Here is a 26,957-nt window from a genome sequence, read left to right as displayed (position 1 = left end):
TCTGTTCCAGCGAACGATGGTCTCCCGCAGACTCTACCGCGGTCTCTTCGTCGCCGTCCTGCTGCTCTGTGCCGGGGTGGTGGGGTACGCGTACGCGACCTCCGAGACGGCGTCGAAGATGGACACGTACCGCCAGCAGGCCGACGTCCCGTTCTCCGAACGCGAGCAGGTCGTCCCGCCGCGTGACAACGTCACCGTCGTCGCGGGGCACGGCATGAACGGCGACGCGGCCGCGCTCGTCGCGTTCTCGCCCGACGGCCGGGTGCTGTACTACAACGACACGCACAGCGGGTACATGGACGTCGACCCCGTCCCGAACACCTCGGCGACGGTCGAGTACGTCGCCGAGCGAGCGCTCACGGGGGCGCGCGGGAGTGCCTGTGACGCCGACTGCACCCTCTCGCTCGTCGAGCGAGTGAACCTCACGACGGGCGAGTTGACCCGGTTCCACTCCCGCATCATCCCGCAGGACCGCGGCGCGAACTGGCACGACGTCGACCGCCTCTCCGAGGACCGTCTGCTCGTCGCGGACATCCACCGCGACGGCGTCTACGTCGTCAACACCACGACGGACGTGACGACGTGGCGCTGGGACGCCCTCGACGACTACCCCATCACCGAGGGCGGCCCCTATCCCGTCGACTGGGCGCACCTGAACGACGTCGAGCGCCTCCCCGACGGCCGGTACATGACCAGCCTGCGCAACCAGGACCAGGTCGTCTTCCTGAACGAGAGCGGCCTGATGGAAGACTGGACGCTCGGCGCAGAGGGCAACCACGACGTCCTCTACGAACAGCACAACCCGGACTACATCCCGGCAGACGAGGGCGGTCCTGCGGTCATCGTCGCCGACTCGCTGAACGACCGCCTCGTCGAGTACCAGCGCGAGGACGGCGAGTGGGTGAAAACGTGGGCCTACAGCGACCGGGAGATGCTGTGGCCCCGCGACGCCGACCGCCTGCCGAACGGCCACACGCTGGTCTCCGACTCGAACGGGAACCGCGTGTTCGAACTGGACAGGCAGGGCGACGTCGTCTGGTCCATCCCGTTCTACTCCTCCTACGAGGCCGAACGCCTCGGCACGGGCGACGAGAGCGCCGGCGGTCCGAGCGCGGTGGCGGCGAATCTCACGTCGGACACCGACACGGTCGGCAAGCCGGGGCTCTACAAGCGGGCGGCCAACGCGGTCCTCCCGCGCAAGACGGTGAGCGGCGTCGCGTTCGTCGTCCCGATGTGGGCCGGGTTCGGCGAACTGCTCGCGGCCATCGTCGCCGTCCTCACCGTCCTCGTCTGGGTCGTCCTCGAGTTCCGGTGGTCGTCGGTGAGCGTCGACCTCGACTGGCCGGTACGGATCGAACGCTGAGGGGACGCCGCACGATAGCGGGACACCTGCGCAGTTCGACTCCTTCAGGTTTCGTTCGGGAAACGACGAACACTTTTATTCCATCCCATCCCAACTCCGGGTGATGAGTCTCGACGACCATGCCGAGGCACTCGCCTCCGACCTCGGCGTCGACAAAGAGGAGGTCAAATCCGACCTGAAGAACCTCGTAGAGTACAGCGTCCCGATGGACGAGGCCAAACAGAGCCTCCGGCGGAAGTACGGCAGCGGCGGTGGCGGCGGCAGCGAACCGTCGACCGTCGACGTGGCCGACGTCACGCCCGAGTCGAGCAACGTCACCGTCACCGCGACGGTGCTCACGGTCGGCAAGCGCTCCATCCGCTACCAGGGTGACGACCAGGTCATCTTCGAGGGCGAACTCGCCGACGAGACCGGGAAGATATCCTACACCGCCTGGAACGACTTCGGCCTGGAGGCCGGCGAGGTCATCACCGCCGGCAACGCGGGCGTCCGCGAGTGGGAGGGCGAACCGGAGCTCAACCTCGGCGAGAGCACGAACGTCGCCCGCGAGGACGAGACGCTCGACGTGCCGTACGACGTCGGCGGCGACGCCGACCTCTCGGAGCTCCGGCCAGGCGACCGCGGCGTCGCGCTCGACGTCGTCGTCGCCGAACTGGAGGAGAAGACCATCGACGGCCGCGACGGCGAGACGGAGATCAAGAGCGGCGTCGTCGCCGACGAGACGGCGCGCCTGCCGTTCACCGACTGGCAGGCCCGCGACGAACTCGTCGAGGGCGCGACGGTCCACGCCGAGAACGTCTACGTCCGCGAGTTCCGCGGCGTCCCGTCGGTCAACTTCTCGGAGTTCACCACCGTCTCGCCGCTCGACCGCGAGGTGGACGTCAGCGACACGGCGACGCGGATGGACGTCCGCGAGGCCGTCGAGACCGGCGGCATGTTCGACGTGGAGGTCGTCGGCAGCGTCGTCGCCGTCCGCGACGGCTCCGGCCTCATCCAGCGCTGCCCCGAGTGCGGGCGCGTCATCCAGAAGGGCCAGTGCCGCAGTCACGGCGCGGTCGACGGCCAGGACGACCTGCGCGTGAAGGCCATCGTCGACGACGGCACGGGCACCGTCACCGCCATCCTCGACGACGAACTCACCGCCGAGGTGTACGGCGGCGGCCTGGAGAAGGCCCGCGAACAGGCCCGCGACGCGATGGACCAGGAGGTCGTCGCCGACACCATCCGCGAGTCCATCGTCGGCCGCGAGTACCGCGTCCGCGGTAACCTCTCGGTCGACGACTACGGCGCGAACCTGGAGACCACCGAGTTCGCGGCGACAAACGACGACCCGGCCGACCGTGCGACCGCCCTCCTCTCGGAGGTGGACGCATGAGCAGCAACCAGGGCGGCGCGGGCCGGCGCGAGGTCGCGTGGCGCGTCTTCGCCGCGGAGTACGACGACGCCACGCTCGAACACTCCGACAGCGACGAGGAGCGCGCCCCGAACTACGTCGTCACGCCGACCGGGGCGCGCATCAACCGCCTGTTCGTCGTCGGCGTCCTCACGGAGGTGGAACAGGTGAGCGACGAGGTGCTGCGCGGCCGCGTCGTCGACCCGACCGGCGGGTTCGTCGTCTACGCCGGCCAGTACCAGCCCGACGCGATGGCGTTCCTCGAACGCGCCGACCCGCCGGCGTTCGTCGCCGTGACGGGCAAGGCGCGCACGTTCCAGCCCGACGACTCCGACGTCGTCTACACCTCCATCCGGCCGGAGAGCATCAACGCCGTCGACGCGGAGACGCGCGACCGGTGGACGGTCCAGACGGCCGAGCAGACGCTCGCCCGCGTCGGCACGTTCGCGAAGGCGCTGGAGTCCGGCGAGCGCGGCGACGCGCTCCGGCAGGCGCTCGCCGCGGGCGGCGCCGACGACGGCCTCGCCGCCGGCGTCCCGCTCGCGATGAACCACTACGGCACGACCGACGCCTACCTCGCCGGCGTCCGCGACGTGGCGCTCGACGCCGCCCGCGTCGTCGCCGACGAGCGCGACGAGGTCGGGGCGCTCTCGGTCGCGCCCGACGACGCCGGCGACGGCGTCGTCTCCCTCGCCGCGGCCCGCGAGTTCGCCGACGTCGACGTCGAGAGCGAGGCCGTCGCGGTCGACGAACCGACTACCGGAGACGAGTTCGGTACGTCCGACGACGCGGGCGAGGACGGCGTCACGGGCGACTCCGGGTCCGCCGACGCCACGGTGGGCGACGGCGCGAGCGCGGCCACCGACTCCGCGTCATCCGACGCCGACGCTGACTCCGACACCACCCACGCTGACTCCGACACCACCCACGCCAGCGCGAGCGAAGCGGCAACGGACGACGCCACCACGACGGAAGCGGACGCTACCGAGGCCGCAGCGACGCCCGAAACGGGAAGCGGACTCGACGCCGAGACCGCGACCGACCCCGCGGGCGACTCCGCGACCGTCGACGAGGACGCGGCCGGGGACGAGGTCGCGGCCGCCCCCGAGTCCGACGGCGTCGCGAGCGACGCGGACGACGGCGAGACCACGTTCGGCGAGGACGACCTCGGCGACTTCGACGCCGACGAGACCGGCGACGACCTGGGTGACTTCGATGCCGGCGGAGACGCCAACGACGACCTCGGCGACTTCGACGCCGACGCGGACGACGACGGCCTGGGTGATTTCGATGCCGACGACGCGTCCGCGGACGACGCGTCCGGGGAAGGTGCCTCCTTCGACACCGACGAGATGTACGAGTTCGACGACGAGGAGCGCGAGCGCATCGAGGAGGAGTACGGCACCGAGTTCTCGACCGGAACCGAGGTCGACAGCCCCGGCGAGGCTGGCATCGAGACGCCAGGTCCGGAGGACGCGGACGCCGATGCTGACGCGGCGTCCGAGGCGGCGAGCGCAGACGGCGCGGACGTCGCGACGGACGACGAGTCCGTCGCCGACGACGAACCGGCCGACGTCGACTCGCTGGCGGAGGACGCGGTTGACGAGGACGCAGCCAGCGGTGACGCTGGCGGCGACGGCGGAGCAGACCCCGGCGACCTCGAAGACACGGTGATGGAGACGATGACGTCGCTGAACGGCGACGACGGCGTCGAGCGCGAGACGCTCCTCGCGGCGGTCGTCAGCGAGTACGACGTGACGCCCGGCGAGGTGGAGGACGCGCTACAGGACGCGCTGATGGCGGGCCGCTGCTACGAGTCCGGCGAGGACACGCTCAAGCCCATCTGATGGCGCTCGTCGAACCTGTCCCCGGGGAACCGGCGGCCACCGCCGACCTCGGTGACGAGCGCGCGCTGGTGATCGCGGACTTCCACGCCGGCATCGAGGCGGCGCTCCGCGCGGAGCAGGGCGTCAGCCTCGACAGTCGCGCCGAGGAGCGCCGCGAGCAGGTGCTGGCGCTGCTCGACCGCACCGAGCCCGACCGCGTCGTCTTCCTCGGCGACCTGATGCAGTCCATCGCCGGGCCGGGCGGCGCGGAGCGCGGCGAGATCGAGGTGCTGCTGGAGCGCGTCGAGGAGCACGCCGCGGTGACGCTGGTGAAGGGCAACCACGACGGCGACGTCGAGTCGTGGGTCGACTGCGATGTGACGCCGGGCGACGGCGTCCGACTGGGCGACGTGGGGTTCGTCCACGGCCACACCTGGCCAGCGCGGGAGGTGCTGGCGGCCGACGTCGTCTGCGCCGGCCACGAACACCCCTGCGTGCGACTGGAGGACACCGTCGGTGGCAGTCGCGTCGAGCGCGTCTGGCTCCGGGGCGGCCTCGACGCCGCACCGTTCGCCGAACGAGCGGACGCCGACCTGGCGCTGGATGCCGACCTCACCGTCTTCCCGGCGTTCAACGACCTCACGGGCGGCACGTGGGTGAACGTCGAGGGCCAGGAGTTCCTCGCGCCGTTCCTCCCGGACGCGCTCGCGGACGGGGAGGCGTACCTGCTCGACGGGACGCGACTCGGCGCGTACGAGGAGATATAGTTACAGCGTGCGGTCGGTCGCTTCCTGGACGGCCGTGACGAGGTCGTCGGGACGGTCCGACCCGACGTACACCGACCGCCCGTCCTCGCGTTCGAACATGACGCCGCTGCGACCGCTGACGGTGTAGGCGACCCGGCGCGGCGTCCACCGCAGCCCCCAGCCGCCGTACCGGACCGGGCTGTACCCGGCCGACTCGAAGCCGGCCACCTCGTCGAACGGAATCCGCCTGAACGACCGCTGGAGCGGCCAGAACTTGAGATAGAGGCCGTCGTCGCGCACCTCGGTCGTCAGGCGCGTCGTGTCGAACAGGAGCGCGACGCCGGCGACCGTCGCCAGTTCGCGGACGACGGTCCGCCGCGACCGCGTTCCCCGCACGAGTCCGACGAGCGACGGGAGCGCACTCGCGGCGAGCAGCGCCCACAGCCACGGCTGGCCGAACCGCTGGGTCTCCCGGAAGTGGAGTTCGGACGCCATCGCTACGTCGGCGTGCGGTCGCCGCAAAGAAAAGGCTTCGTGCGGCGTCTCAGCGACAGAGCACGTCGTCTACCAGCGCCGCCACCTCGCCGAGCACCGCCTCGACCGTCTCGTCCGGGACGTCGAACGCCCGGAGCGCGCCGTCGAGGTGCGTGGCGACGGCGTCGAAGTGCCGCTGTTCGAGGTCGAGCGGTTCGTGGGCTGCGCGCATCTCGTCGCCGGTGTACTCGACGGGACCGCCGGCCACCGAACCGAGGAACTGCGTCATGTGCGCCCGCTGGGCCGCCATGTCCATGTCCTCGAAGAAGCCCGCGACCGTCTCGTCGTTCGTCACGCGGTCGTAGAACTCGTCGACGACCGCTGCTATCCGTTCCCGTCCGCCTAACTGCTCGTAGAGGGTCTCGTCTGTCGACATCTCGGAAATCGTGGTCCGCATCCGCTACCGTTCGCTGGCAGTACGACCGGGTCGTCCGCGTCGGTAGAAGGGGCCTACACGGAGTTGCGTTCGGTCGACCGATGGAAAGGAGTTGCCCCGAACGTGTTCACGTCGGCGCGATGGCACGAAGCCGCCGGACGCTGTCGCGCTGGAACGCGTAGTCGTCGACGAGCAGTTCGACCGCGACCGTCACGTCCCGGTCCGCCGCCCACGCCATCACGGGTTCGAAGTCGACGGTCCCGGTACCGACGGGGGCGTGGTCGGTTCCCCGCGGGCCGACGTCGTGGACGTGGAGGTGGCGCACGAGGTCGCCGTGCTCGTCCAGGAAGGACTCGACGGCCGCCTGGCCGCCCTCCCGGTAGGCGTGACCGACGTCGAAACAGACGCTCGCATCAGCCTCGCGCGCGATCGCCGCCACCTCGTCGAGCGCGAACCCGTCGGCCTTGTACCCCATGTTCTCGACCGCGAGGTCGATGCCGTGGTCGCGACAGGTCTCCGCCAGCCAGGCGGCCTGCTCGACGAACGCCTCGCGGTGGCTGTCGTCGTGGACTCCGACGGCACCGTGGACCACCCCGACCGCCGCGTCGAGCGTCGCCGCCTTCGCCACCGCCCGCTCCTGGTACTCGCGCATCCCGGCGTCGATCTCTGGCACGGCGGTCGCCAGCGGCGGGAAGTGTGGCAGGTGCACCGTGCAGTCGAGGCCGGCGTCGTCCAGTTTCGTCCGGAAACCCGCCGCGTCGAATCCGTCGACCGGGCAGTCGCGGGCGTTGAGCGCCGGTTCCACGAAGTCCACGTCCCCCGTCTCCCCCTCGACGAAGTCGAGGTTGGGGCCGATGGTCGTGCCGAGTTGCATCGTTCCGGCGTTGTCAGCGCGGTGTCAAAACGTCTTCGGCAGTGGTCCGGTCGCACGTGACCCTGCGTCGTCCGTCTCTCGTCCGTCGTCGGCGCGGCAACGTGCTTAATTCCCTCCAACCACTACGAAATCTCGATGACTGACGAGCGGGCCGTGGGGGCGGACGCCTTCGCGGAACTCGGTCCGGCGGTGCGGTCGGCGCTCTCCCAGCGCGGGTTCGCGACGCCGACGGAGCCACAGCGCCGCGCGATACCGCCGCTGGCCGCCGGGAAGGACGCGCTCGTCATCGCGCCGACGGGGACCGGCAAGACGGAGACGGCGATGCTGCCCGTCTTCGACGCCATCGCCGAGGCCGACCCCCGGTTCGGCATCTCCGCGCTGTACGTCACGCCGCTGCGGGCGCTGAACCGCGACATGCGCGAGCGCCTGGACTGGTGGGGCGAGGAGCTGGACGTGGACGTCGACGTGCGCCACGGCGACACGACCGACTACCAGCGCCAGAAGCAGGCCAACGACCCGCCGGACGTGCTGGTGACGACGCCGGAGACGCTCCAGGCGATGCTGACCGGGTCGAAGCTGCGGACGGCGCTGTCGGACGTCCACCACGTCGTCGTCGACGAGGTCCACGAACTCGCCAGCGCCAAGCGCGGCGCGCAGTTGTCCATCGGCCTGGAGCGACTGCGCGAGCTGGCCGGCGACTTCCAGCGCGTCGGGCTCTCGGCGACGGTCGGCGACCCCACGGAGGTCGGGCGCTTCCTCACCGGCGACGGCGACCCCGAGATAATCGAGGTGGACGTGGGGAGCAAGGTCGAGTTCACGGTGCGCGAACCGGAGATACTGCCCGAGGACGAGGACCTCGCCGGGCGACTGATGACCAGCGCGGAGATCGCCAGCCACATCCGCGTCGTCCGCGAGATAGTGGCGGACCACGACTCGACGCTCGTCTTCGTCAACACGCGCCAGACCGCCGAGGCGCTGGGGTCGCGGTTCAAGAGCGTCGACGCCGACGTCGACATCGGCGTCCACCACGGCAGCCTCTCGAAGGAGGCCCGCATCGACGTCGAGGACCGGTTCAAGGCGGGGGAGATCGACGCGCTGCTCTGCACGTCCTCGATGGAACTCGGCATCGACGTGGGGCGCATCGACCACGTCGTCCAGTACCAGAGCCCGCGCGAGGTCGCGCGCCTGCTCCAGCGCGTCGGGCGCGCTGGCCACCGGATGGACGAGCTCTCGGAGGGGACCATCGTCACCTCACATCCGGACGACGCGCTGGAGGCGATGGCCATCGCCCGCCGCGCGACGGAGGGCGACGTCGAACCCGCTGCCATCCACCACGGGAGTCTCGACACGGTCGCCAACCAGATCGTGGGGCTCGTCATGGACTTCGGCGAACTCGACGCCCGCCGGGCGTACGAGATCGTCACGCGAGCCTACCCTTTCCGCGACCTGACCGAGGGGCAGTTCAAGGACGTCGTCCGCGAGCTGAAGAAGAATCGGCTCGTCTGGCTCGACGAGGAGGAAGACCGGCTGGAGAAGTCGAGCCGGACGTGGCAGTACTTCTACGCCAACCTGTCGATGATCCCGGACGAGGCGACCTACGAGGTCCACGACGTCGCCTCCGGGTCGCAGATCGGCACGCTGGACGAGCGGTTCGTCGTCAACTTCGCGGAGCCTGGCGAGGTGTTCATCCAGCGCGGCGAGATGTGGCGCATCGTCGACATCGACGGCGACGACGAGCGCGTGAACGTCTCGCCAATCGAGGACCCCGGCGGCGAGGTCCCGTCGTGGGTCGGCGAGGAGATTCCGGTGCCCTACGACGTCGCCCAGGAGGTCGGCGAGATGCGCGCGGTCGCCGGGCCGCAGTTCGAGCGCGGCGCGCCCCGGACCGGCGTCGCCCGCGAGTTCGCGGGCCGCTACCCGACCGACGAGCACACCGCCGGCGAGGCGCTCGAACAGGTCGAACGGCAGGCCGAGGCCGAGACGCCGGTGCCGACCAGCGACCGCATCGTCGTCGAGCACGCGCCCCGCTCCGTGGTCGTCAACGCCGCCTTCGGTCACGAGGTCAACGAGACGCTCGGGCGGATGCTCGCCTCGCTGGTCGGCCAGCGCACCGGGTCGTCCGTCGGGATGGAGGTCGACCCCTACCGCATCGAACTCGACGTGCCGCCGAAGCTCGACGGTCGCACGGTCGCGGAGGTGCTGGAGACGACCGACCCGGACCACGTCGGCCCGCTCATCGAACTGTCGCTGAAGCGCTCGGACACGCTGAAGTTCACGCTCGCACAGGTCGCCGCGAAGTTCGGCGCGCTCGACCGCCGGCAGGGCGACCGCCGGATGGGGATGGGGCGGTTGCTCGACGCGCTGGAGGACACGCCGATGTACGACGAGGCGGTGCGAGAGGTGTTCCACGACGACCTCGACGTCGAGACGGCCAGCGACGTCCTGCGGCGCATCCAGGACGGCGACGTCGAGGTCGTCACGACCGGCGGCCACACCCCCGTCGGAACGGGCGGGCGGTCGTCCGGCCGCGAACTGCTCGCGCCCGAGAACGCCGACGCGAGCGTCATCGAGACCGTGCGCGAGCGCATCCAGGAGGACGAGGTCATCCTCTTCTGCCTGCACTGCCAGGACTACGAGCGCACGACGGCGGTAAAGCGCGTCTCCGACCAGCCGACGTGTCCGGAGTGCGGGTCGACGCGCGTCGCCGCGCTGAACCCCTGGGCCGACGAGGTCGTCTCGGCGGTCCGCGCCGACGACAAGGACGACGAGCAGGAGAAGATGACCGAGCGCGCCTACCGCGCCGCCAGCCTCGTCCAGAGCCACGGCAAGCAGGCCGTCGTCGCGCTCGCGGCCCGCGGCGTCGGCCCGCACAACGCCGCCCGCATCATCGCCAAACTGCGCGAGGACGAGGACGACTTCTACCGCGACATCCTCGCCCAGGAGCGCCAGTACGCCCGCACCCAGGCGTTCTGGGACTGATGGGATTTCTGAACTATTCGGTCGGCTACCGTCATCTCGTTCGCGAGCGCCGAGTGTCCATCAGTATCGCCAGCCTGGATTCCGAATCCCTGGCGGATCGAAAGGGCGAGCGCGCTCGAACCCTCCCGGACGACGCAAGCACCGCAGGTCGGAGACCGAGGAGCGCAGCGAGACCCGGAGGGTCGAGCGGGCGAGGGCTTTCTGGGTGGTCGCGTCTCCGCCAGATGCTGTTCTGGCGAGCGTCTCGAACTCACCTGCGGTGATGACCTCGAAAGCCCTCGCCCGCTCGACGTCCCGCGACTCGTTGCGCGCTTCGCTCGCTCCCTGCGGTCGCTCGTTGCAGTGCTTACGTCGTCGGGGGACGGTCGAGACGCACTCGCCCTTTCGGTCCGCCAGGGCGTGGAACACTTAACCGGCACGGTACAGAGAACCGACGTTCGTCACGCGTTTCCGGAAGGCGACGAACTAAGGCGACCGGCCGAAATTTCGCTATCATGACACTCCTGCTCACGGGGTACGAACCGTTCGGCGAGCACGAGACGAACCCCACCGAGCGGGTCGCGCAGGAACTCGACGGCGAGACGGTCGCGGGCCACGACGTGGTGGGACGCGTCCTGCCCGTCGAGTTCGACGCCGCGGGTGACCGCATGCGAGACCTCCTCGGGGACCACGTCCCCGCCGCCGTGCTCGCGACGGGACTGGCGGCGGGGCGAGCGGGCGTCAGCGTCGAGCGCGTGGGCGTCAACGTCGCCGACGCGGGGAGCGTGCCGGACAACGCCGATGCGCAACCGCACCACGAGCGCGTGCACGAGGGCGGCGACGCGGCGTACTTCGCCACGGTACCGGTCGTCGCCATCACGCGGGAACTGCTGGCGGACGACGTCCCCGCGCGCGTCTCCAACTCGGCCGGGACCCACCTCTGCAACGACCTCCTCTACGAGACGCGAGCGTACCTGGACGGGACGGGGCGGGACGTCCCGGCGGGGTTCGTCCACCTGCCGTGCACGCCCGAACAGGCCGCGCGGAAGGCGCGGGAGGCCGACGGCGACGCCGGGGCGCTCCGGCCGAGTCTCCCGCTGTCGACGCAGGTCGCGGCGGTGCGGACGGCGTTCGAGGTGACGCTGGCGGACGAGCGACACGACGGTCGACGCTGAGGTCGCTCCCGAACGGTCAGTTTTCGATTCCAGCCGGTTGCTGATGGCGACGAACTGGAAAGATAGAAGACTTATCCCGTTCCGTACACAGCCCCGTTCATGAACGTGCGCGCGGTCGTCGCGAACCTCCGCGTCAGGGGACGAGGGGTGCTGAAGCGCCGGTTCGGCATCGACACCCGGGCGTTGGCCGCGCTCCGCGTCTCGCTCGGACTCCTGTTGCTCGTGGACCTGTTCGTTCGCTCGCGCAACCTCGTGGCCTTCTACACCGACGCCGGCGTCCTACCGCGGGCGGTGCTGCGCGAGCAGTTCCCCGGGTTCGCCCGGTTCTCGCTGCACGCCATCTCCGGAGCGGCGTGGACGCAGGCAGTCCTCTTCCTGCTCGCCGGCGTCGCAGCCGTGGCGCTGCTGGTCGGCTACCGAACGCGACTCGCGACCGTCGCGTCGCTCGCGTTGCTGGTGTCGTTACACGCCCGGAACCCAGTCGTGCTGAACGCCGGCGATTCGGTCCTCCGACGACTCCTGCTCTGGGGCCTGTTCCTGCCGCTGGGCGAGCGCTGGTCGGTCGACGCGCTACGGACGGCCGGCGGAGAGGCGCGACGACGAGTCGTCAGTCTCGCCTCGGCGGCGCTCTTGGTTCAGGTCGTGCTGGTCTACTTCGTGAACGGCCTGCTCAAACTCCGCGGCGACCGCTGGCTGGCCGGCGACGCGGTCCGGGTCGTCTTCAGCCTCGACCAGTTGACGGTGCTGCTGGGCGACGTCGTCGCCCGGTATCCGCTCGTCCTCGAACTGTTCGATCGGGTCTGGCTGGCTGCGGTGCTGGGTTCGGTGCTCCTGGTCGTCCTGACGGGACGAGCGAGAGTCGCGTTCGCCGCGCTGTTCGCCGCGATGCACCTCGGGATGGCGGCGACGATGCGCCTCGGTATCTTTCCGTTCGTCTCAGTCGCCAGCCTGCTCCCGTTCCTGCCGGGTCTCGTCTGGGACGGTGCGACGCGCCGTCTCGCTCCCGTCACGCGTCGCCTGGACGCAGACAGGGTGTGGAACCGCCTCGAACGCACACTCCCCGAACGGAGCGCACCGGCGGTTCCTCCGGCCGTCCGACGATGGCGGCGACGCCTCGTGCCTGCGGTGGTGACCTGCCTCCTGGCGCTCGTCCTGGTCTGGAACGCGGCGTCGCTCGGCTACGCGGCGGTACCAGACGGCGTGGAATCGGTCGCCGACCCCACGGAGCGGCGCTGGGACATGTTCGCGCCGGAACCGCGGTCGACCGACGGCTGGTACGTCGTTCCCGGACGGGTGGAGTCCGGCGGCCGGATGGACGCGTTCCAGCGGTCACCGGTCCGCTGGGAACGTCCGCCGGACGTCGCCGACGCATACCCCTCCCATCGATGGCTGGTGTACCTGCTGGACCTGCAACGGCCAGGAAGCGAGACACTCCGCCCCCACTTCGCCGACTACCTCTGTCGGCGCTGGAACGGGGCCCACGAGGACGACCTGACCGCCGTCACCGTCTACTACGTCGAACAGCCGACGCGACTCGACGGCCCCGAACCGACGAACCGCGTCGAACTCGGGCAGTACTCCTGTCCCGGTGCGAAGGGTACCTGACGCGGCGGAACGAGGTCGGGACGACAGGATAGGGGTGTCCGACGATTCCGTCGTAGATTACAGCGTCGGCTGGACGTGCTCGCGGGCCGCGTCGAAGTGCTTCTCCTTCACCGCGATCTCCTCGGCGTTGCGGTCGGCCTCCGCGACGCCCCAGGCGTCGGCCGCCTCGCGGATGGCGCGCATCGAGGCGTTGCGCACCAGCGCCTCCAGGTCCGCGCCGGTGTACCCCTCCAGTTCAGCGGCGAGCGCGTCCAGGTCGACGTCGTCGCCGAGCGGCTTCCCGTCGGCGTGGACGGCGAGTATCTTCCGGCGGCCCGCCTCGTCCGGCGCGGGCACCTCGATGTGCGATTCCAGGCGGCCCGGCCGGAGGAGCGCGGGGTCGATCGCCTCGCGACGGTTCGTCGCCGCGAGGACGACCAGGTTCGGGTTCTCGGCCAGTCCGTCGAGTTCGGTCAGCAACTGGGAGACGACGCGCTCGGTCACCTCGTGGGACTCGCCGCGCTGGGCGGCGATGGCGTCGATCTCGTCGAAGAACACGATCGAGGGCGCGGCCTGACGGGCGCGCTCGAACACCTCGCGGACGGCCTTCTCGCTCTCGCCGACGTAGCGGTCGAGCAGTTCGGGGCCGGCGACGTGGATGAAGTTGACGTCGCTCTCGCCCGCCAGCGCCCGCGCGAGTAGCGTCTTGCCGGTACCGGGCGGCCCGTGGAGGAGGACGCCGCTCGGCGGGTCGGTGTTGGTCGCCTCGAAGAGGTTCGCGTACGCCAGCGGCCACTCCACCGCCTCCACGAGGGTCTGTTTCGCCTCGTCCAGCCCGCCGACGTCGTCGAAGGTGACCGTCGGCGCCTCCGCGACGAACTCCCGCATCGCCGAGGGGTCGACGGACGCCATCCCGGCGTTGAAGTCCTCGCGAGAGACGGTGACGTCGAGCAGCTCCCTGTCGTCGGCGCCCTCGTCGCGCGAGCGGCGGAGCGCCGCCATCGCCGCCTCCGTGACGAGCGCGTGGAGGTCGGCGCCGACGAAGCCGTGCGTCGTCGCGGCGAGGCGGTCGAGGTCCACGTCGTCGGTCAGCGGCATCCCGCGCGTGTGGACGTCGAGAATCTCGCGCCGCCCGCTCTCGTCCGGCGCGCCGATCTCGATCTCGCGGTCGAAGCGCCCGCCGCGCCGCAGCGCGGGGTCGATGGCGTCGACGCGGTTCGTCGCGCCGATGACGACCACGTCCCCGCGCGACTCCAGGCCGTCCATCAGCGAGAGCATCTGGGCGACGAGGCGGTTCTCGACGTCGCTCTCCTCGTCGCGCTTGCCCCCGAGGCTGTCTAGCTCGTCGAAGAAGACGATGGCGGGCGCGTTCTCGGCCGCGTCGTCGAAGATCTCGCGCAGGCGCTCCTCGCTCTCGCCCTTGTACTTGCTCATGATCTCCGGGCCGGAGACGGAGATGAAGTGGGCGTCGACCTCGTTGGCGACCGCCTTGGCGATGAGCGTCTTGCCGGTGCCGGGCGGACCGTAGAGCAGGACGCCCTTCGGCGGGTCGATGCCGAGTCGCCGGAATATCTCGGGGTTCGCCAGCGGGAGTTCGATCATCTCCCGGACCCGCCGGAGTTCGTCGTCGAGACCACCGATGTCCTCGTACGTCGCGCCGGTGATCTCGGCCGCCTCGTCGTCGCCGGACGCGGTCTCGGCGGGCGTCGTCGTCGCGTCGGCCAGGCCGGGGAGCGAGACGTTCACGTCGGTGTCGCCGGTCACCCGCACCGTGCCGTCCGGGTCGGTCCGCGTGACGGTGAACAGGCCGGCGTCGCCCAGTCGCTCGACGCGGGCGCGCTCGCCGGGACTGACGGGACGGTCGCGGAGTTCGCGCTTCACCGCGACCTCGAGCGTGCCGGCGTCGTCGAGCGAGAACTCCGCCTCCGGCGAGACGGTGATGGAATCCGCGTCCTCGACGGCGATGGGGGTCACGGTCACCGTGTCGCCGATGCTGACGCCCGCGTTCGACCGCGTCTCGGCGTCGATCTGGATGACGTCGTCCGCCACCGTCGCCGCCGCCGGCCACATCTTCACGACCGTCGTCCGGTCGCCCTCGATGGCGAGCGTGTCGCCGCTAAGCACCTCCAGGCGCTGCCGGACGGCGTCGGAGATGCGCGCGATGCCACGCCCGCCGTCGCGCTTCTCCGCGCCGCGGACGGTGAGCGTGACGCTCCTTTCACTGGTCATGCACGGTACTCATCGGCGAACCGTCTTCAGGGTTGTCCCGATTCCTCGTCAGTGTGCCGGCGAGTACGCGTCCGAGAGGAGGTTGAGGACCGCGACGCCAGCGACGATGAGGGTCATGCCGATCACCGCAGCGGCGTCGATACCCTCGTCGAAGACGACGACGCCGAGCAGGGCCGCGCCGACGATGCCCACCGCGGACCACGTCGCGTACACCAGTCCGATGGGAAGCGACTCCAGTGTCAGGCTCAGCAGGTAGAACGCACCGAGGTAGCCGACGACGACCACGACGCTCGGGAGCGGCCTGGTGAACCCGTCGGACAACTTCAGCGCGGCAGTTCCGGTTATCTCGGACAGGATTGCCAGTCCGAGGAACAGGTATTCGCGCATGGTGTGTCGACGTGACAGAACGAATATAGATACTTCGGAATCCGCCGTCACCTGCGGCGCGTTCACACTGCGGCACGCAAGCAGCGAGGTCGGGACGCTGCGACGGGGTTTTTGTGTCAGGGCAGTGAGTATCGAACGCATGATGGTACCCGACTCCCTCCTCGCGCCCGATAGCCCCTCCTCGAACGACCGGCGGAGAGCGACCGATGGCCCTCGGTAGCCGCATCGGCACGGGCTGGCGGCTGGCCGGCCGGAGCGCCGGCGTCCTGCGTCGGAATCCGCGACTCGCGGTGTTCCCCCTGACGAGCGGCGTGGCGACGGCGGTCTTCGTCGCGACGGCGTTCGGCGCGGCAGGGGTGACCGGCGCGTTCGACTCCGATGGCGGCGTCGTCGCGGTGGTGGTCGGCCTCTACGTCGGGACCGCGTTCCTGGTCGCGTTCTGCAACGCCGCGCTGACCTGGGCGGCCCGGGAGACGTTCCGGGGTCAGTCGCCGAGCGTCGGCGCGGCGTTCCGCGCGGCCAGTCGTCACCTCCCGTCCCTGTTCGCCTGGGCGATCGTCAGCGCCGTCGTCGGCATCACACTACGGGCCATCGAGGAGTCGAGCGAGATCGGCGGCGCGATGGTCACTGCGCTGGTGAGCCTCGGCTGGACCGCGTTGACGTACTTCGTCGTCCCCGTCGTCGTCTTCGAGGACGCGGGACCGCGGTCGATGTTCGAGGAGAGCGGTCGCCTCCTCCGCGAGACGTGGGGCGAGACCGTCGGCGCGGAACTCGGCCTGGGCGTCGTGACGTTCCTGCTCGCGCTACCCGGCGTCGTCCTCACCATCGGCATGCTCGTCGCGTTCCCGGACGGCAACGGTGTCCTCCTCGCGCTCGCGGTCGGCGGCGGACTGACGCTCGTCGGGTTCGTCGTCGGGACAGCGCTGGAGGGCGTCGCCAAGACCGCACTGTACCGGTACGCCCGCGAGGAGAGCGTCGCCGACGGGTTCGACGAGTCGCTGTTCGACGGCGTCGGTGCCGAAAGCCGGTGACGAGCGTTCGCGACCGCGTGGCGTCGGTCCTGCCGGGTCCGCTCTCACGCCAGCGAGTGCCGTGACTCTGGTGGGACCGTATCACGCCGAACCGGTTGCGCCGCTGGACGGTCGGCGGTCGAAAAACGTTCGCTGTCCGACTACTCCTCGTCGACGACGACCTTTCCACTCGCGTCGACGGTCACTTCGTAGATGTCGTAGGTGAACGTGACCGAGACGTTGTCGCGCGTCTCCCCGTAGCGCCGGGTACGGAAGAGCGCGTCGACGGCATCGCAGTTGACGACCGAGTGGAGCGGCTTCATCTTGTTCGGTGCTGTGTTCGTCAGCTCCGAAAGCACTCGAACGATGCCCGCACAGGCGCGGCCGTTCCGCATTTCGCGCTCGATGTCGAAGACGTAGGTCTTCGTGGACTCAGCCGGATTCTCGTCGCTCTGGGATTCTATCTCGATGTCCATTCGGTATCAGTTCCGGGCGACCCGGAGGTTGCTACTTCCACTCAGTGCGAGGCGCACATATAGCTGTCGCCGAGGGGGGAGTACCACCCGAGAATTTCCTGTTGACATGCTCCCGATGGCGAGACGGATACCGAATCTGGCAGCGGCAATCAGCGTCCGAACGACCGTCGAATCAGTCACGTCCGGCGATGCGACTACGGCCACGTCGCCGTCGAGCGCCGGTCGAACCGCCCGTAGTCCGGACTCAGCTTCGCATGTGCGGGTCCTCGAAGTCGGTGGACCCGCACATCTTGCACCGCGTTCGTCGCGTCTTGTACTTCTTTCCGCATTCCGCACAGACCCAACGGCGGTTGAAGCGGCTCATATGTCACCCGTTCGGACACCACCTATTTCAAACTTTTTCCGGCTGGAAAGCAGCGTCAGACGCGCCGCCACTTTCACCCCGGTCCCGGACGGTTTAACTGCCGACGGGCGAATCGTCGGACGATGACGGACCGCGGTGGCTCGAACCTGCCGGGCCTCACCGACGACGAGGAGGACGGCGACCGCATCGTCCTGCACGTCGACGTGGACTGCTTCTACGCCGCCTGCGAGCGGCTCCGGGAGCCGGCACTCCGGGGCGAACCGGTGGTCGTCGGGATGGGCTACGAGGACGGCGAGTCCCACGGCGCGGTCGCCACGGCGAGCTACGAGGCCCGCGAGTACGGCGTCGAGAGCGCACAGGCCATCGGGACCGCACTGGACAACCTGCCGCGGAAGGCGACGGCAGACGACCCCGACGCCGACCACGACCCCGAAGAGGCGGGCTACTACCGCCCGGTCGACATGGAGTTCTACCAGTCGGTCAGCGAGGACGTCCGCGAGATCCTCCACGACTCCGCCGACACGGTGCGGGAGGTGAGCATCGACGAGGCCTACCTGGACGTCACCGACCGCACCGCGTGGGAGGTCGCGGAGGGGTTCGCCCGCCACGTCAAACAGCGCATCGAGCGCGAGGTGGGCGTCACCGCCAGCGTCGGCGTCGCCCCCAACATGAGCGCCGCGAAAATCGCCAGCGATTACGACAAGCCCGACGGTCTCGTCGTCGTCGAACCCGGCGAGATACGGGAGTTCCTCGCGCCCCTGGACGTGAAGGAGGTCCACGGCGTCGGCCCCGTCACCGCCCGCCGACTGCGCGAGATGGGCGTCGAGACGGCGGGCGACCTCGCCGACGCCGACGCCCGCGAACTGGAGGACGAGTTCGGCGAACGCGGCCGCGAACTGTACGAGCGCGCTCGCGGCGTCGACGACCGCGAGGTGACCCCGCGCGGTCGCCCCAAGAGCCTCTCCCGCGAGTCGGCGTTCACGGGTGCCACCAGCGACGACGAGGAGAAGCGGGGGCGGGTCACCACCCTCGCCGGCGCGGTCGCGGAGCGAGCGAAGAGCAAGGACGCGATGTACCGCACCATCGGCATCAAGGTGGTGACGCCCCCGTACGACGTGAACACGCGCGAGCGGTCGCTGCCGGGCCCCGTCGACGACCCCGACCTCGTCGAGGAGGTGGCGCTCGAACTGCTCGAGGAGTTCGCCGACGACGCCGTCCGGAAGGTCGGCGTCCGCGTCTCGAACCTCCAGTTCACCGAGAACGACCAGGCGAGCCTCGACGGCTTCGACGCAGACGAGGTATCCGCGTCGAGCGGAAGCGTCGATGCGGACGGCGCGGGCAGCGCCGCGGACGCGTCCACGACGGCGGACGCCACCGGGACCGCCGTCGAGACGGCCGCGACGGCAGACGCCACGGTGGACGCCTCCGAGGCGGCGGACGCGGACGGCGCGAGAAGCCTCACGGAGTTCCGCGACGGGGACGACGGAGCCGACGACGACGCCGACGACGGCGACTCGAGCGCCGGAGATGCCGACCCGAAGGCCGAGGCGGGTGCGAAGACGCTCACGGAGTTCCGGGACGCCGAGAGCGATGTGGACGACGAGTCCGAAACGGACGAAGACCCAGCGGACGACGAGGACGACGCGAACCGGCGAGGCCAGGTGTCGCTCGAAGACTTCTGACGCGGCGTCCCGAAGGTGTAAGCGACCAGGCCCACGTACCAGGCGTATGAACAAGCTCGCGGACGCCGGCGAGGACCGCTGGCACCTCCCGCAGCACGCCCACGTCGTCGTCTACGAGGCCGAGGAGGGCGACGAGTTGCTCACCATCTACGACTGCGGCGCGGCGCAGAAACCGCCGTCGGCGCAGCTCATCGGCAACCTCGTCCGGGTCCGGGCCGACCACGAGATGGACCGAACGGTGACGGGTTACGTCGTCAGGATGCGCGAGCGGTCGGTGCTGGAGAAGCAAGGCGACGACCACTTCGTCGTCAGGCGCGCGTGAGAGGGAGAGATTACAGCGGTGCCACGAGGTCTTCGAGCGCCGCGCGCGGGTCGTCGGCCTTCGCCACGCCGCTGGCGAGCAGGACGCCGTCCGCGTGGAGTTCGCGGGAGGCGACGAGGTCCTCGCCGGTCGAGATGCCTGCGCCGCAGTAGACGTCGACGTCCGGGGCGACGCGTTCGGCCGCCTCGACGGCGTCGGAGACGACGTTCGGGTCCGCCTCGCAGACCGGCGTGCCGGTGCCGATGAGTTCGGGCGGTTCGACGGCGACGGCGTCCGGTTCGAGCGCGGCGACGGCGGCAATCTGGTCCGGGTTGTTCGCGCAGACGGTCGTTCGGAGGCCCGCGCGCTCGGCGGCGTCGAGCGCGGCGTCGATGTCCGCGAGCTTCAGGCGGTTCTCGGAGTGGTTCAGCAGCGTGCCGACCGCGCCGGCGTCCGCGGCGGCCTCCGCCAACGTCGACCCGGTGTGGCTGCCGTGGGCGACGGGGCTGACGTGCTGAGCCCAGGTCTCGACGCCCGTCTCGGCGACGCGCTGGAGGTGGGCGGCCTGCGGCGCGACGGCGACGTCGACGCCGCTCGCCTCGCTCACGTCGCGGGCGGCCTCGGCCACCTCGATCGGGTCACAGGGGTAGGCTTTCAGGTTGACACAGACGAACATGTCCGGAGCGACTGGCCGCGCTCCCAAATAGGTTGTGAGAATCGTCCGGCGGCTCCGCGGTGATCCCGCCGACGCCACGGCGGAACGGCGGACGACCGCGCCACACGCGACGCCGACGCTCCGTCCGGCGCGGAGATGACAATCCTGAAGTTTAGGCATACCTAATCGAAACCGAATGCGAGAGATGGAGTTGACGCGACGCGACGCGCTCGTCGCCCTCGGTGCGGCCGGCGTCGCCGCGGGGACGGGGGCGACGGTGCTCGACCGCGCGCCGTGGGACTCCGGGGAACCGCCGCTCTCCGGGGACGACGTGGACACGCTCGTCGCGGTCGCGGCGGTCGTCTACCCCTCGACGGTGTCCGGCGTCCGGAGGTTCGTCGAGACCTACTCGCTGGGCCGCGTCGAGGGACGGACGGAGTACCGGGAAGGGATGGCCGACGCCCTCGCCACGCTCGACAGCTACGCCACCGACTGGGAGGACGCCGAGTTCGCGGCGCTCGACGCCGACGTGCGCGACGGTCTCCTGCACGACATGGCGGTCCACACCGCTCACCCCGATCCGGCGGGCACGGACGCCGAGCGCGTCCGCCACTTCCTCGTCGATGAGTTGCTGTACGCCCTCTACACGTCGCCGACGGGCGGCCGACTCGTCGGCACCGAGAACCCGCCGGGCCACCCCGGCGGCATCGAGAGCTACCGTCGAAGGGGGCCGGACGCGTGAGCGGTGGAGACGACGAGGGCGACGGGACCGCGACCGACCGCACGCCCAGCGAGCGCGCGGACGTGTGCGTCGTCGGCGCCGGGCCGGCGGGTGCGCTGGTCGCCCATTCGCTCGCGAAGCGGGGGAACGACGTCGTCGTCCTCGAAGCGGGCGAGCGCTTCGACCCCGCCAGGCGCACCGAGCGCATGGAGCGCCACCTCCGGCCCGCGCACGGGCCGCTCTCGGTCTGGGAGATGGGGGGACCGCGGGACGCCTTCACCGCGCCCGGCGAGCGCCACTACCCGCTGAACCGGGCGCGGGTCAAGGGCGTCGGCGGGACGACGCTGCACTGGCAGGGACTCGTCTACCGCTTCCACGAGCGCGACTTCGCGGAGTGGCCCATCGACTACGACGACCTGCGACCGTACTACGCCCGTGCGGAGGCGGAACTCGGCGTGGCGGGCGCGGACGACAATCCGTTCGCGCCGCCGCGGGAGGAACCGTTCCCGCTGCCCGCCTTCCCACCGTCGCACAGCGACTCGCTGTTCGCCGAGGCGTGCGAGCGCCTCGGCCTGACCACCCACTCGGTGCCGAGCGCGCGCAACTCCGAGGCCCACGACGGCCGCGGAGAGTGCGTCGGCTACGGCACCTGCAAGCCGGTCTGTCCCGCCGGCGCGAAGTACAGCGCCGACGTCCACGTACGGAAGGCGGAGGCCGAGGGTGCGCGCGTCGTCGACCGCGCGCCCGTCCAGCGCCTCGACCACGACGACGCCGGCGAGCGCGTGACGGCGGCCGTGTACGCCACGCCCGACGGCGAGACCCACCGCCAGGAAGCCCGCGAGTTCGTCCTCGCCGCCGGCGGCGTCGAGATTCCCCGTCTCCTGCTTCTGTCGCGCTCCGAGCGGTACCCCGACGGTCTCGCCAACTCCAGCGGCGCGGTCGGCCGCTACTTCATGGACCACCTGTTCGCGGGCATGGGTGGCGTCGTGGACTCGCGCACGCGCCAGCACCACGTCGGCTTCATGACCAGCGAGTGCCACCAGTTCTACGACGACCCGACGGCGGGCACGAGCGGCACGGACGGGGAGGTTCCGCCGTGGTCCGGCGACGTCGACCCGGGACCGCTGAAACTGGAGTTCCTGAACGACGTCGGCCCGACGCCGGTCGGACTGGCGCTGGACGCCGACGAGTGGGGCGACGACCTCCTGGAGTCGATGCGGACGGCCTACGGCAACAGCGTCGGGATGGGCGCGCTGGCCGGCCAGCGGCCGCGCGCGGAGAACCGCGTGGAACTGGACCCCTCCGTCACTGACGACCACGGCAATCCCGTCCCGGCCGTCCACTGGCGCGTCGACGACCGGACGCGGGCCACGCTCCGCCGGGCGAACGAGATACAGCACGCTGTCCTCGACGAACTCGGGGCCGACGTGACGTGGCAGGTCGGCCCGGAGAACACCGGGCCGGCGTTCCACCACATGGGGACGACGCGCATGGGTACCGACCCCGACGGGAGCGTCGTGAACCCGCGCCTCCGGACCCACGACCTGCGCAACCTCTCGGTGGCGTCGAGCAGCGTCTTCGTCACCGGCGGGGCGCTGAACCCGACGCTCACCATCGCGGCGCTCGCGCTGAAGGCGGCCGAACACGTCCACGAGCGACTCTGAGGGGTCGCGCCAAGGGGGAGAATCAGGTCTCCGGGACCCGGTCGTCCCGGGACCGTGACGATGGGTTCGGGAGTCTCGCGTCTGCGCGACTCCGTTCACAACCCTGCACGCCCGTTTCAAAGGCGTGCTGGCAGTTCCCGTGTCCCAGGAATCGGGAGAACGTTTATCACGGTCGGTAGCAAGAACACTCAGTTGTTCTCTGCCGACGGCCAGACCTATCCGGGCGGTCCGGCGTCGGCGCCCGTCACGCGATGTGCGGTCCCGGGGAGCAACCGCGCACCGATGCATTTCAGCGACGCGCCCCGTCGGAACCCCGCGACGCGCTGCCGGACCGTCACTCCCGGCGGGTCACCGGCGGCGCTCGTGGCGGCGCTCCACGCTCTCGCGACCGTGGCGTCGCTGGCCCTGGACCATCGTCTCCTGGACCGGGCTGGCGAACCTCTGACCGTCGTAGCGCCGGTCGGCCGCCGTGCTATCCTGGACGTCGGACCCCGACGGTCCACGTCGACCACCGCGGGACCTGTCCACGTACCCCGGCTGGACGTCCTCCTGGACCCCTCCGACCGGGTCGGAGCGCCGCTGTCCGGCACCTGGATCGCGACGTGGTCGTTGCTCCCGCCGAGACGGGGCGCGGCCACGCCGCTGGTTCGGCCCCTGACTCTGGAACGAATCGCCCGCCTGCGAGCCCGTCCCGAACTGCGTCGCCGCGCTTCCGAACTGCTCGCTCGGCCGCTGGAACCCTCCGCCTTGCTGGTGGGATTGCCCCCGTCGCTCACCGCGCTGCGGGGCCTGCTCGCGTTCCGTTCGGTCCCCCCGCGAGTACTGACCACCTTCCCGGAACGGGTGCTGGCGCTGCGCTCTGCCGGTCTCCGGGAACGACGACCCGCCACCGGTTTCCGCGCGACCCTCTCCCCTGGAGGGCTGGCCGCCTTGCTGCTGGCGGCCGCCCTGCTGCTGGCGGCCGCCCTGCTGCCGCCGGCCGCCCTGCTGTTGGCTCCCGGGTCGCTGCTGGTGCTGGCCTGGGTCCCTCCGTCGCTGTCGCGGTTGTCGTCGCCGCTGTTGCTGCTCCGACGTCGGTCGGCCGCCTAACTGCCGGTGCTGCTGGTACCGGTTCCGGCCCTCGCCCCGCGCGCGTCGACGACCGCTCTGCCGGTGCCCCCCGACGTAGCGGCCGGGACTCTCCGTGCGTTCGCGTGACTCCTCGTCCGTCTCGTCGTCGTTACGTGACATGGTGAAACCCCCGTGAGGTGAAGCCACGGCCGTCCTTAACCGTGCCGGCCCCGGACGCTAGTCGAACGCCGGCAGCACCTCCTCCTCGTAGAACTGGAAGAACGAGTCCTGGTCCGGGCCGACCTGATGGACGTAGACGTGGTCGTAGCCGGCGTCGAGGAACGTCCGGAGGTTGTCGACGTGGGTCTGCGGGTCGGGGTCGGTGACGATGCTGCCCTCCGCGACGTCCTCGCGGGAGACCATCTGGCAGGCCTGCTCGAAGTGGGTCGTCGTCGGCAACTGGGAGTTGAGTTCGCCCGTCAGCGCGGAGTTGGGCCACCACTCGTGGGCCGTGTCGATGGCTTCTTCCTCCTCGTCGGCGTAACAGACCGTCATCTGGCTGTACCGCGGCCCGTCGCCGCCGGTCTCCTCGTAGGTGTCGACCACGTCCTGCGGGCCGACGGTCCAGAGACCGTCGCCGACGTCGGCCGCCGCCTTCGCGGCGCGCTCGCCGTACGCGGAGACGACGATGGGCGGCGGTTCCTCCGGCAGGGTGAACAGGCGCGCGTTCTCGACGGTGAAGTGTTCCCCGTAGTGGCTCTGCTGGCCGCCCTCCCAGAGCGTGCGGATGACCTCGACCGCCTCCGCGAGCATCTCCGCGCGGACGGCGTGCTCCGGCCAGTGCTCGCCCGTGACGTGCTCGTTGAGTCGCTCGCCGGTACCGACGCCGAGGAAGAACTGTCCGTCGAACATCTCGGCGACGGTCGCGGCGGCCTGGGCGACGTTCGCCGGGTGGATTCGCATGATGGGGCAGTTGACGCCGACGCCGACCGGCAGGTCGTCCGTCGCACGCGCGACCGCGCCGAGCGTCGACCAGACGAACGACGCCTCGCCCTGCTGGCTCAGCCACGGATGGAAGTGGTCGGAGATGGAAGCGAAGTCGAAGCCGACCGCCTCCGCGCGGTCGGCGTAGTCCGCGAGCGCCATCGGGCCGTGCTCCTCGCTCGAGAGCGCGTAGCCGATACTGCTCATTGTTCACTCCGCTGGACCTGGTGTTCGAGAATCATGCCACGGTTCGTTCGAGAACGGAATCCATCAACGGTGTGGCCGCGCCGACGCTGGAACGTCGTCCCCGACGCGGGTCGTCGACGGACCTTCCGCGGCGGTGGTCGTCCCCGTCGCACCGCCGCAACCGAACCGCTGGCCGGTGTGAGCACGCTTAAGGGCGGCCGGACACTCCTGCCGAACATGGAACCACGGGACCTCTCCGCCCACGTCGAGTACGAGGCCGGGCGGGGGATCGAGGAGGTGGCCCGCGAACTGGGCATGGACGCCGACGAACTGGTGAAACTCGCGTCGAACGAGAACCCGTTCGGCCCGAGTCCGGCGGCGGTCGACGCCATCCAGCGCGCCGCCGAACGCGCTAGCTCCTACCCGAAGGCGTCCCACGCCGACCTCACCGACCGCCTGGCAGAGCGCTGGTCGGTCGCCTCCGAGCAGGTGTGGCTGGCCAACGGCGGCGACGGCGCGCTCGACTACCTCGCGCGAGCGACTATCGAGCCGGGCGACGAGGTGCTCGTCCCCCGTCCCGGCTTCGCCTACTACGGCATGAGCGCCCGCTACCACCACGGCGACGTGAACGAGTACGTCCTGTCGAAGACCGACGGCTTCGAACTCGCTGCCGAAACGGTCCTCGACGCCTACGACGGCGAGCGCGTCGTCTACCTCACCAGCCCGCACAACCCCAGCGGCGGTCGGTTCTCCCTGGACGCGATCGAAGCCATCGCGGACGGAACGAACGAGGAGACGCTGGTCGTCGTCGACGAGGCGTACGGCGAGTACGCCGACGCGCCGAGCGCGGTCGAACTGCTCGCCGACCGCGACGACGTGGCCGTCCTCCGGACGTTCTCGAAGGCGTACGGCCTCGCCGGCGTCCGCCTCGGCTACGCCGTCGTCCCCGAGGAATGGGCCGACGCATACGCCGCCGTCAACACGCCGTTCGCGGCGAGCGAACTCGCGTGTCGCGCCGGCCTGGCCGCACTCGACGACGACGAGCACGTCGAGCGGTCGGTCGAGACGGCGCGCTGGGCGCGCGAGTACGTGTCCGACAACGTGAACGCGCCGACGTGGGAGAGCCACGCCAACTTCGTGCTCGTCGAGGTGGGGAACGCCGAGGGGGTCGCCGCCGAACTGCGCGAGCGCGGCGTCATCGTCCGGGACTGCACCAGCTTCGGCCTGCCGGACTGCGTCCGCGTCACCTGCGGCACGGAGGCGGAGACGCGGACGGCCGTCCGGGAGATCAACGAGGTGCTCGCGGAGTGAGGGTCGCGGTCACCGGCACGCCGGGGACAGGCAAGACGACCGCGACCGGACTGGTCGACGCCGACCTGGACGTCGTCCACCTGAACGAGGTGATCCGCGAGGAGGGCCTCCACGAGGGCGAAGACCCCGAGCGCGGCAGTCTCGTCGCCGACCTCGACGCCCTGGCGGACTGGCTCGACGGCCGCGACGACGTCCTCGTCGAGTCCCACCTCGCCCACCACTTCGACGCCGACCGCGTGGTCGTCCTGCGCTGTCACCCCGAGCAGCTCGAACGGCGCCTCCGCGAGCGTGGCGAGCCCGACGAGAAGGCCCGCGAGAACGCCGAGAGCGAGGCGCTCGACGTCGTCCTCTCGGAGGCGGTCGCCGAACACGGCGTCGACGCCGTGTACGAGGTGGACACGACCGACCGCGACCCCGACGCCGTGGCGGCGGACGTCGAAGCGGTCATCGGGGGCGAACGAGCGCCGTCCGCCGGAGAGGTGGACTTCCTGGACTACCTATGACGCTCGACCAGTTGCGACCCATCGCCGACCGCGCCCTGCGACCGTTCGTCTCCGCGTCGATGCGCGTGGGACTGACGCCGGACGCCGTGAGCGTCGTCGCCTTCCTGCTCGCCGTCGGCGCGAGCGGGACGTTCTACGTCGGCGGCGAGACGCCCGCCTGGTACCTCGTCGGTGCCGTCTTCGTCTTCCTGAACGGCTGGCTCGACCTGCTGGACGGCGCGCTGGCGCGCGAACTCGGCACGGACTCGAAGGCGGGCGACCTGCTCGACCACGTGCTCGACCGCTACGCCGACATCGTCCTCATCGTCGGCTTCGCGGCCGGCGTCGGGCGCTACGCGCTCGGCCTCGCGGCGGTGACGGGCGTGCTGATGACCTCCTACCTGGGCACGCAGGCGCAGGCGGTCGACCTCGACCGCGTCTACGGCGGTCTGCTCGGCCGCGCCGACCGACTCGCGCTGATGGGTGCGACGGCCGCGCTCGCGGCCCTCGTCGGGAGCGTCGGCGGCTACTCGCTCGTCGCGGTGCTGCTCGGCGTGTTCGCCGTCGTCGGTCATCTCACCGCGCTCCAGCGGTTCTACTACGCCTGGCGCGCGCTGGCCTGACGC

The 26,957-nt window shown here is 70.6% G+C and carries 23 protein-coding genes and 1 pseudogene; 16 read left to right on the top strand and 8 right to left on the bottom strand.

Features of this window, described 5'->3' with window-relative positions; all coding sequences use genetic code 11:
* Positions 1 to 16 precede the first annotated feature (16 nt).
* From NKT36_RS14805 to NKT36_RS14790, 4 genes are all read left to right on the top strand, one after another.
* Complete coding sequence (locus NKT36_RS14805; RefSeq protein WP_327051831.1) at positions 17 to 1,363, top strand: aryl-sulfate sulfotransferase; 1,347 nt, start codon at positions 17 to 19, stop codon at positions 1,361 to 1,363.
* A 103-nt stretch (positions 1,364 to 1,466) separates the two neighbouring features.
* The gene (locus tag NKT36_RS14800) at positions 1,467 to 2,738 is read left to right on the top strand and encodes a Single-stranded DNA binding protein (RefSeq protein ID WP_327051830.1); all 1,272 of its coding nucleotides are present in this window, start codon (positions 1,467 to 1,469) and stop codon (positions 2,736 to 2,738) included.
* Complete coding sequence (locus tag NKT36_RS14795) at positions 2,735 to 4,603, top strand: hypothetical protein (protein ID WP_327051829.1); 1,869 nt, start codon at positions 2,735 to 2,737, stop codon at positions 4,601 to 4,603. Before NKT36_RS14800 ends, NKT36_RS14795 begins: the two co-directional genes overlap by 4 nt.
* Complete coding sequence (locus NKT36_RS14790) at positions 4,603 to 5,349, top strand: metallophosphoesterase (protein ID WP_327051828.1); 747 nt, start codon at positions 4,603 to 4,605, stop codon at positions 5,347 to 5,349. Before NKT36_RS14795 ends, NKT36_RS14790 begins: the two co-directional genes overlap by 1 nt.
* Here NKT36_RS14790 and NKT36_RS14785 read toward each other — a convergent pair whose 3' ends face one another.
* The 3 genes from NKT36_RS14785 to NKT36_RS14775 all read right to left on the bottom strand — a co-directional run bounded on the left by NKT36_RS14785 (position 5,350) and on the right by NKT36_RS14775 (position 7,112).
* Positions 5,350 to 5,823 (bottom strand): DUF6141 family protein, encoded by a 474-nt coding sequence (locus NKT36_RS14785; RefSeq protein WP_327051827.1) that lies wholly within the window; start codon positions 5,821 to 5,823, stop codon positions 5,350 to 5,352.
* A gap of 49 nt (positions 5,824 to 5,872) precedes the next feature.
* Positions 5,873 to 6,238 carry a group I truncated hemoglobin gene (locus NKT36_RS14780; RefSeq protein WP_327051826.1) on the bottom strand — a complete coding sequence of 122 codons (366 nt, stop codon included), beginning with the start codon at positions 6,236 to 6,238 and terminating at the stop codon, positions 5,873 to 5,875.
* 127 nt (positions 6,239 to 6,365) lie between these two features.
* The gene (locus NKT36_RS14775; RefSeq protein WP_327051825.1) at positions 6,366 to 7,112 is read right to left on the bottom strand and encodes a sugar phosphate isomerase/epimerase family protein; all 747 of its coding nucleotides are present in this window, start codon (positions 7,110 to 7,112) and stop codon (positions 6,366 to 6,368) included.
* Between the two features lie 135 nt (positions 7,113 to 7,247).
* On the opposite strand from NKT36_RS14775, the gene NKT36_RS14770 reads away from it, so the two are divergent.
* From NKT36_RS14770 to NKT36_RS14760, 3 genes are all read left to right on the top strand, one after another.
* Complete coding sequence (locus NKT36_RS14770) at positions 7,248 to 10,091, top strand: DEAD/DEAH box helicase (protein WP_327051824.1); 2,844 nt, start codon at positions 7,248 to 7,250, stop codon at positions 10,089 to 10,091.
* Between the two features lie 494 nt (positions 10,092 to 10,585).
* A complete protein-coding gene (locus NKT36_RS14765; RefSeq protein WP_327051823.1) occupies positions 10,586 to 11,245 on the top strand; it encodes a pyroglutamyl-peptidase I family protein in 660 nt (219 codons plus the stop codon).
* Positions 11,246 to 11,344: 99 nt separating this feature from the next.
* Complete coding sequence (locus NKT36_RS14760; protein WP_327051822.1) at positions 11,345 to 12,850, top strand: HTTM domain-containing protein; 1,506 nt, start codon at positions 11,345 to 11,347, stop codon at positions 12,848 to 12,850.
* A gap of 57 nt (positions 12,851 to 12,907) precedes the next feature.
* Here NKT36_RS14760 and NKT36_RS14755 read toward each other — a convergent pair whose 3' ends face one another.
* The gene (locus NKT36_RS14755; protein WP_327051821.1) at positions 12,908 to 15,058 is read right to left on the bottom strand and encodes a CDC48 family AAA ATPase; all 2,151 of its coding nucleotides are present in this window, start codon (positions 15,056 to 15,058) and stop codon (positions 12,908 to 12,910) included.
* Positions 15,059 to 15,106: 48 nt separating this feature from the next.
* Positions 15,107 to 15,445: a DMT family transporter gene (locus NKT36_RS14750; RefSeq protein ID WP_327051820.1), complete on the bottom strand. Its 339-nt coding sequence runs from the start codon at positions 15,443 to 15,445 to the stop codon at positions 15,107 to 15,109.
* Between the two features lie 206 nt (positions 15,446 to 15,651).
* Between NKT36_RS14750 and NKT36_RS14745 the strand changes: the two genes are divergently transcribed.
* Complete coding sequence (locus tag NKT36_RS14745) at positions 15,652 to 16,476, top strand: DUF6159 family protein (protein ID WP_327051819.1); 825 nt, start codon at positions 15,652 to 15,654, stop codon at positions 16,474 to 16,476.
* Positions 16,477 to 16,616: 140 nt separating this feature from the next.
* Here the strand turns inward: NKT36_RS14745 and NKT36_RS14740 are convergent, their stop codons facing one another.
* The gene (locus tag NKT36_RS14740; RefSeq protein ID WP_327051818.1) at positions 16,617 to 16,931 is read right to left on the bottom strand and encodes a HalOD1 output domain-containing protein; all 315 of its coding nucleotides are present in this window, start codon (positions 16,929 to 16,931) and stop codon (positions 16,617 to 16,619) included.
* 486 nt (positions 16,932 to 17,417) lie between these two features.
* Between NKT36_RS14740 and dinB the strand changes: the two are divergent.
* A pseudogene (dinB, locus tag NKT36_RS14735) lies at positions 17,418 to 18,764 on the top strand (DNA polymerase IV); the annotation flags it as partial.
* A gap of 259 nt (positions 18,765 to 19,023) precedes the next feature.
* On the top strand, positions 19,024 to 19,299 hold the full coding sequence (locus NKT36_RS14730; RefSeq protein WP_327051816.1) for a hypothetical protein: 276 nt from the start codon (positions 19,024 to 19,026) through the stop codon (positions 19,297 to 19,299).
* 10 nt (positions 19,300 to 19,309) lie between these two features.
* Here the strand turns inward: NKT36_RS14730 and tpiA are convergent, their stop codons facing one another.
* Complete coding sequence (gene tpiA / locus NKT36_RS14725; protein ID WP_327051815.1) at positions 19,310 to 19,954, bottom strand: triose-phosphate isomerase; 645 nt, start codon at positions 19,952 to 19,954, stop codon at positions 19,310 to 19,312.
* Between the two features lie 184 nt (positions 19,955 to 20,138).
* Here tpiA and NKT36_RS14720 point away from each other — a divergent pair, with 184 nt between their 5' ends.
* From NKT36_RS14720 to NKT36_RS14710, 3 genes are all read left to right on the top strand, one after another.
* A complete protein-coding gene (locus tag NKT36_RS14720) occupies positions 20,139 to 20,675 on the top strand; it encodes a gluconate 2-dehydrogenase subunit 3 family protein (protein WP_327053399.1) in 537 nt (178 codons plus the stop codon).
* Positions 20,672 to 22,318, top strand: a complete 1,647-nt coding sequence (locus NKT36_RS14715) for a GMC family oxidoreductase (protein WP_327051814.1) — start codon at positions 20,672 to 20,674, stop codon at positions 22,316 to 22,318. The genes NKT36_RS14720 and NKT36_RS14715 overlap by 4 nt, the downstream gene beginning before the upstream one ends.
* A gap of 753 nt (positions 22,319 to 23,071) precedes the next feature.
* A complete protein-coding gene (locus NKT36_RS14710) occupies positions 23,072 to 23,407 on the top strand; it encodes a hypothetical protein (RefSeq protein ID WP_327051813.1) in 336 nt (111 codons plus the stop codon).
* 198 nt (positions 23,408 to 23,605) lie between these two features.
* On the opposite strand, the gene NKT36_RS14705 is transcribed toward NKT36_RS14710, so the two are convergent.
* Positions 23,606 to 24,559: a TIGR03557 family F420-dependent LLM class oxidoreductase gene (locus NKT36_RS14705; RefSeq protein ID WP_327051812.1), complete on the bottom strand. Its 954-nt coding sequence runs from the start codon at positions 24,557 to 24,559 to the stop codon at positions 23,606 to 23,608.
* Positions 24,560 to 24,775: 216 nt separating this feature from the next.
* Between NKT36_RS14705 and hisC the strand changes: the two genes are divergently transcribed.
* The 3 genes from hisC to NKT36_RS14690 are packed head-to-tail and all read left to right on the top strand — an operon-like array spanning position 24,776 to position 26,954.
* A complete protein-coding gene (gene hisC, locus NKT36_RS14700; protein ID WP_327051811.1) occupies positions 24,776 to 25,849 on the top strand; it encodes a histidinol-phosphate transaminase in 1,074 nt (357 codons plus the stop codon).
* Positions 25,846 to 26,352, top strand: coding sequence for an adenylate kinase family protein (locus NKT36_RS14695; RefSeq protein WP_327051810.1), 507 nt, complete (start codon positions 25,846 to 25,848; stop codon positions 26,350 to 26,352). The genes hisC and NKT36_RS14695 overlap by 4 nt, the downstream gene beginning before the upstream one ends.
* Positions 26,349 to 26,954 carry a CDP-alcohol phosphatidyltransferase family protein gene (locus NKT36_RS14690; RefSeq protein ID WP_327051809.1) on the top strand — a complete coding sequence of 202 codons (606 nt, stop codon included), beginning with the start codon at positions 26,349 to 26,351 and terminating at the stop codon, positions 26,952 to 26,954. The genes NKT36_RS14695 and NKT36_RS14690 overlap by 4 nt, the downstream gene beginning before the upstream one ends.
* Positions 26,955 to 26,957 lie beyond the last annotated feature (3 nt).

Origin of the sequence: Halomicrococcus gelatinilyticus, from assembly GCA_024227995.1 — an archaeon.
GTDB lineage: Archaea > Halobacteriota > Halobacteria > Halobacteriales > Haladaptataceae > Halomicrococcus > Halomicrococcus gelatinilyticus.
The sequence above is the reverse complement of the archived record's forward strand: the minus strand, read 5'-3'. Positions and strand labels throughout refer to the sequence as shown.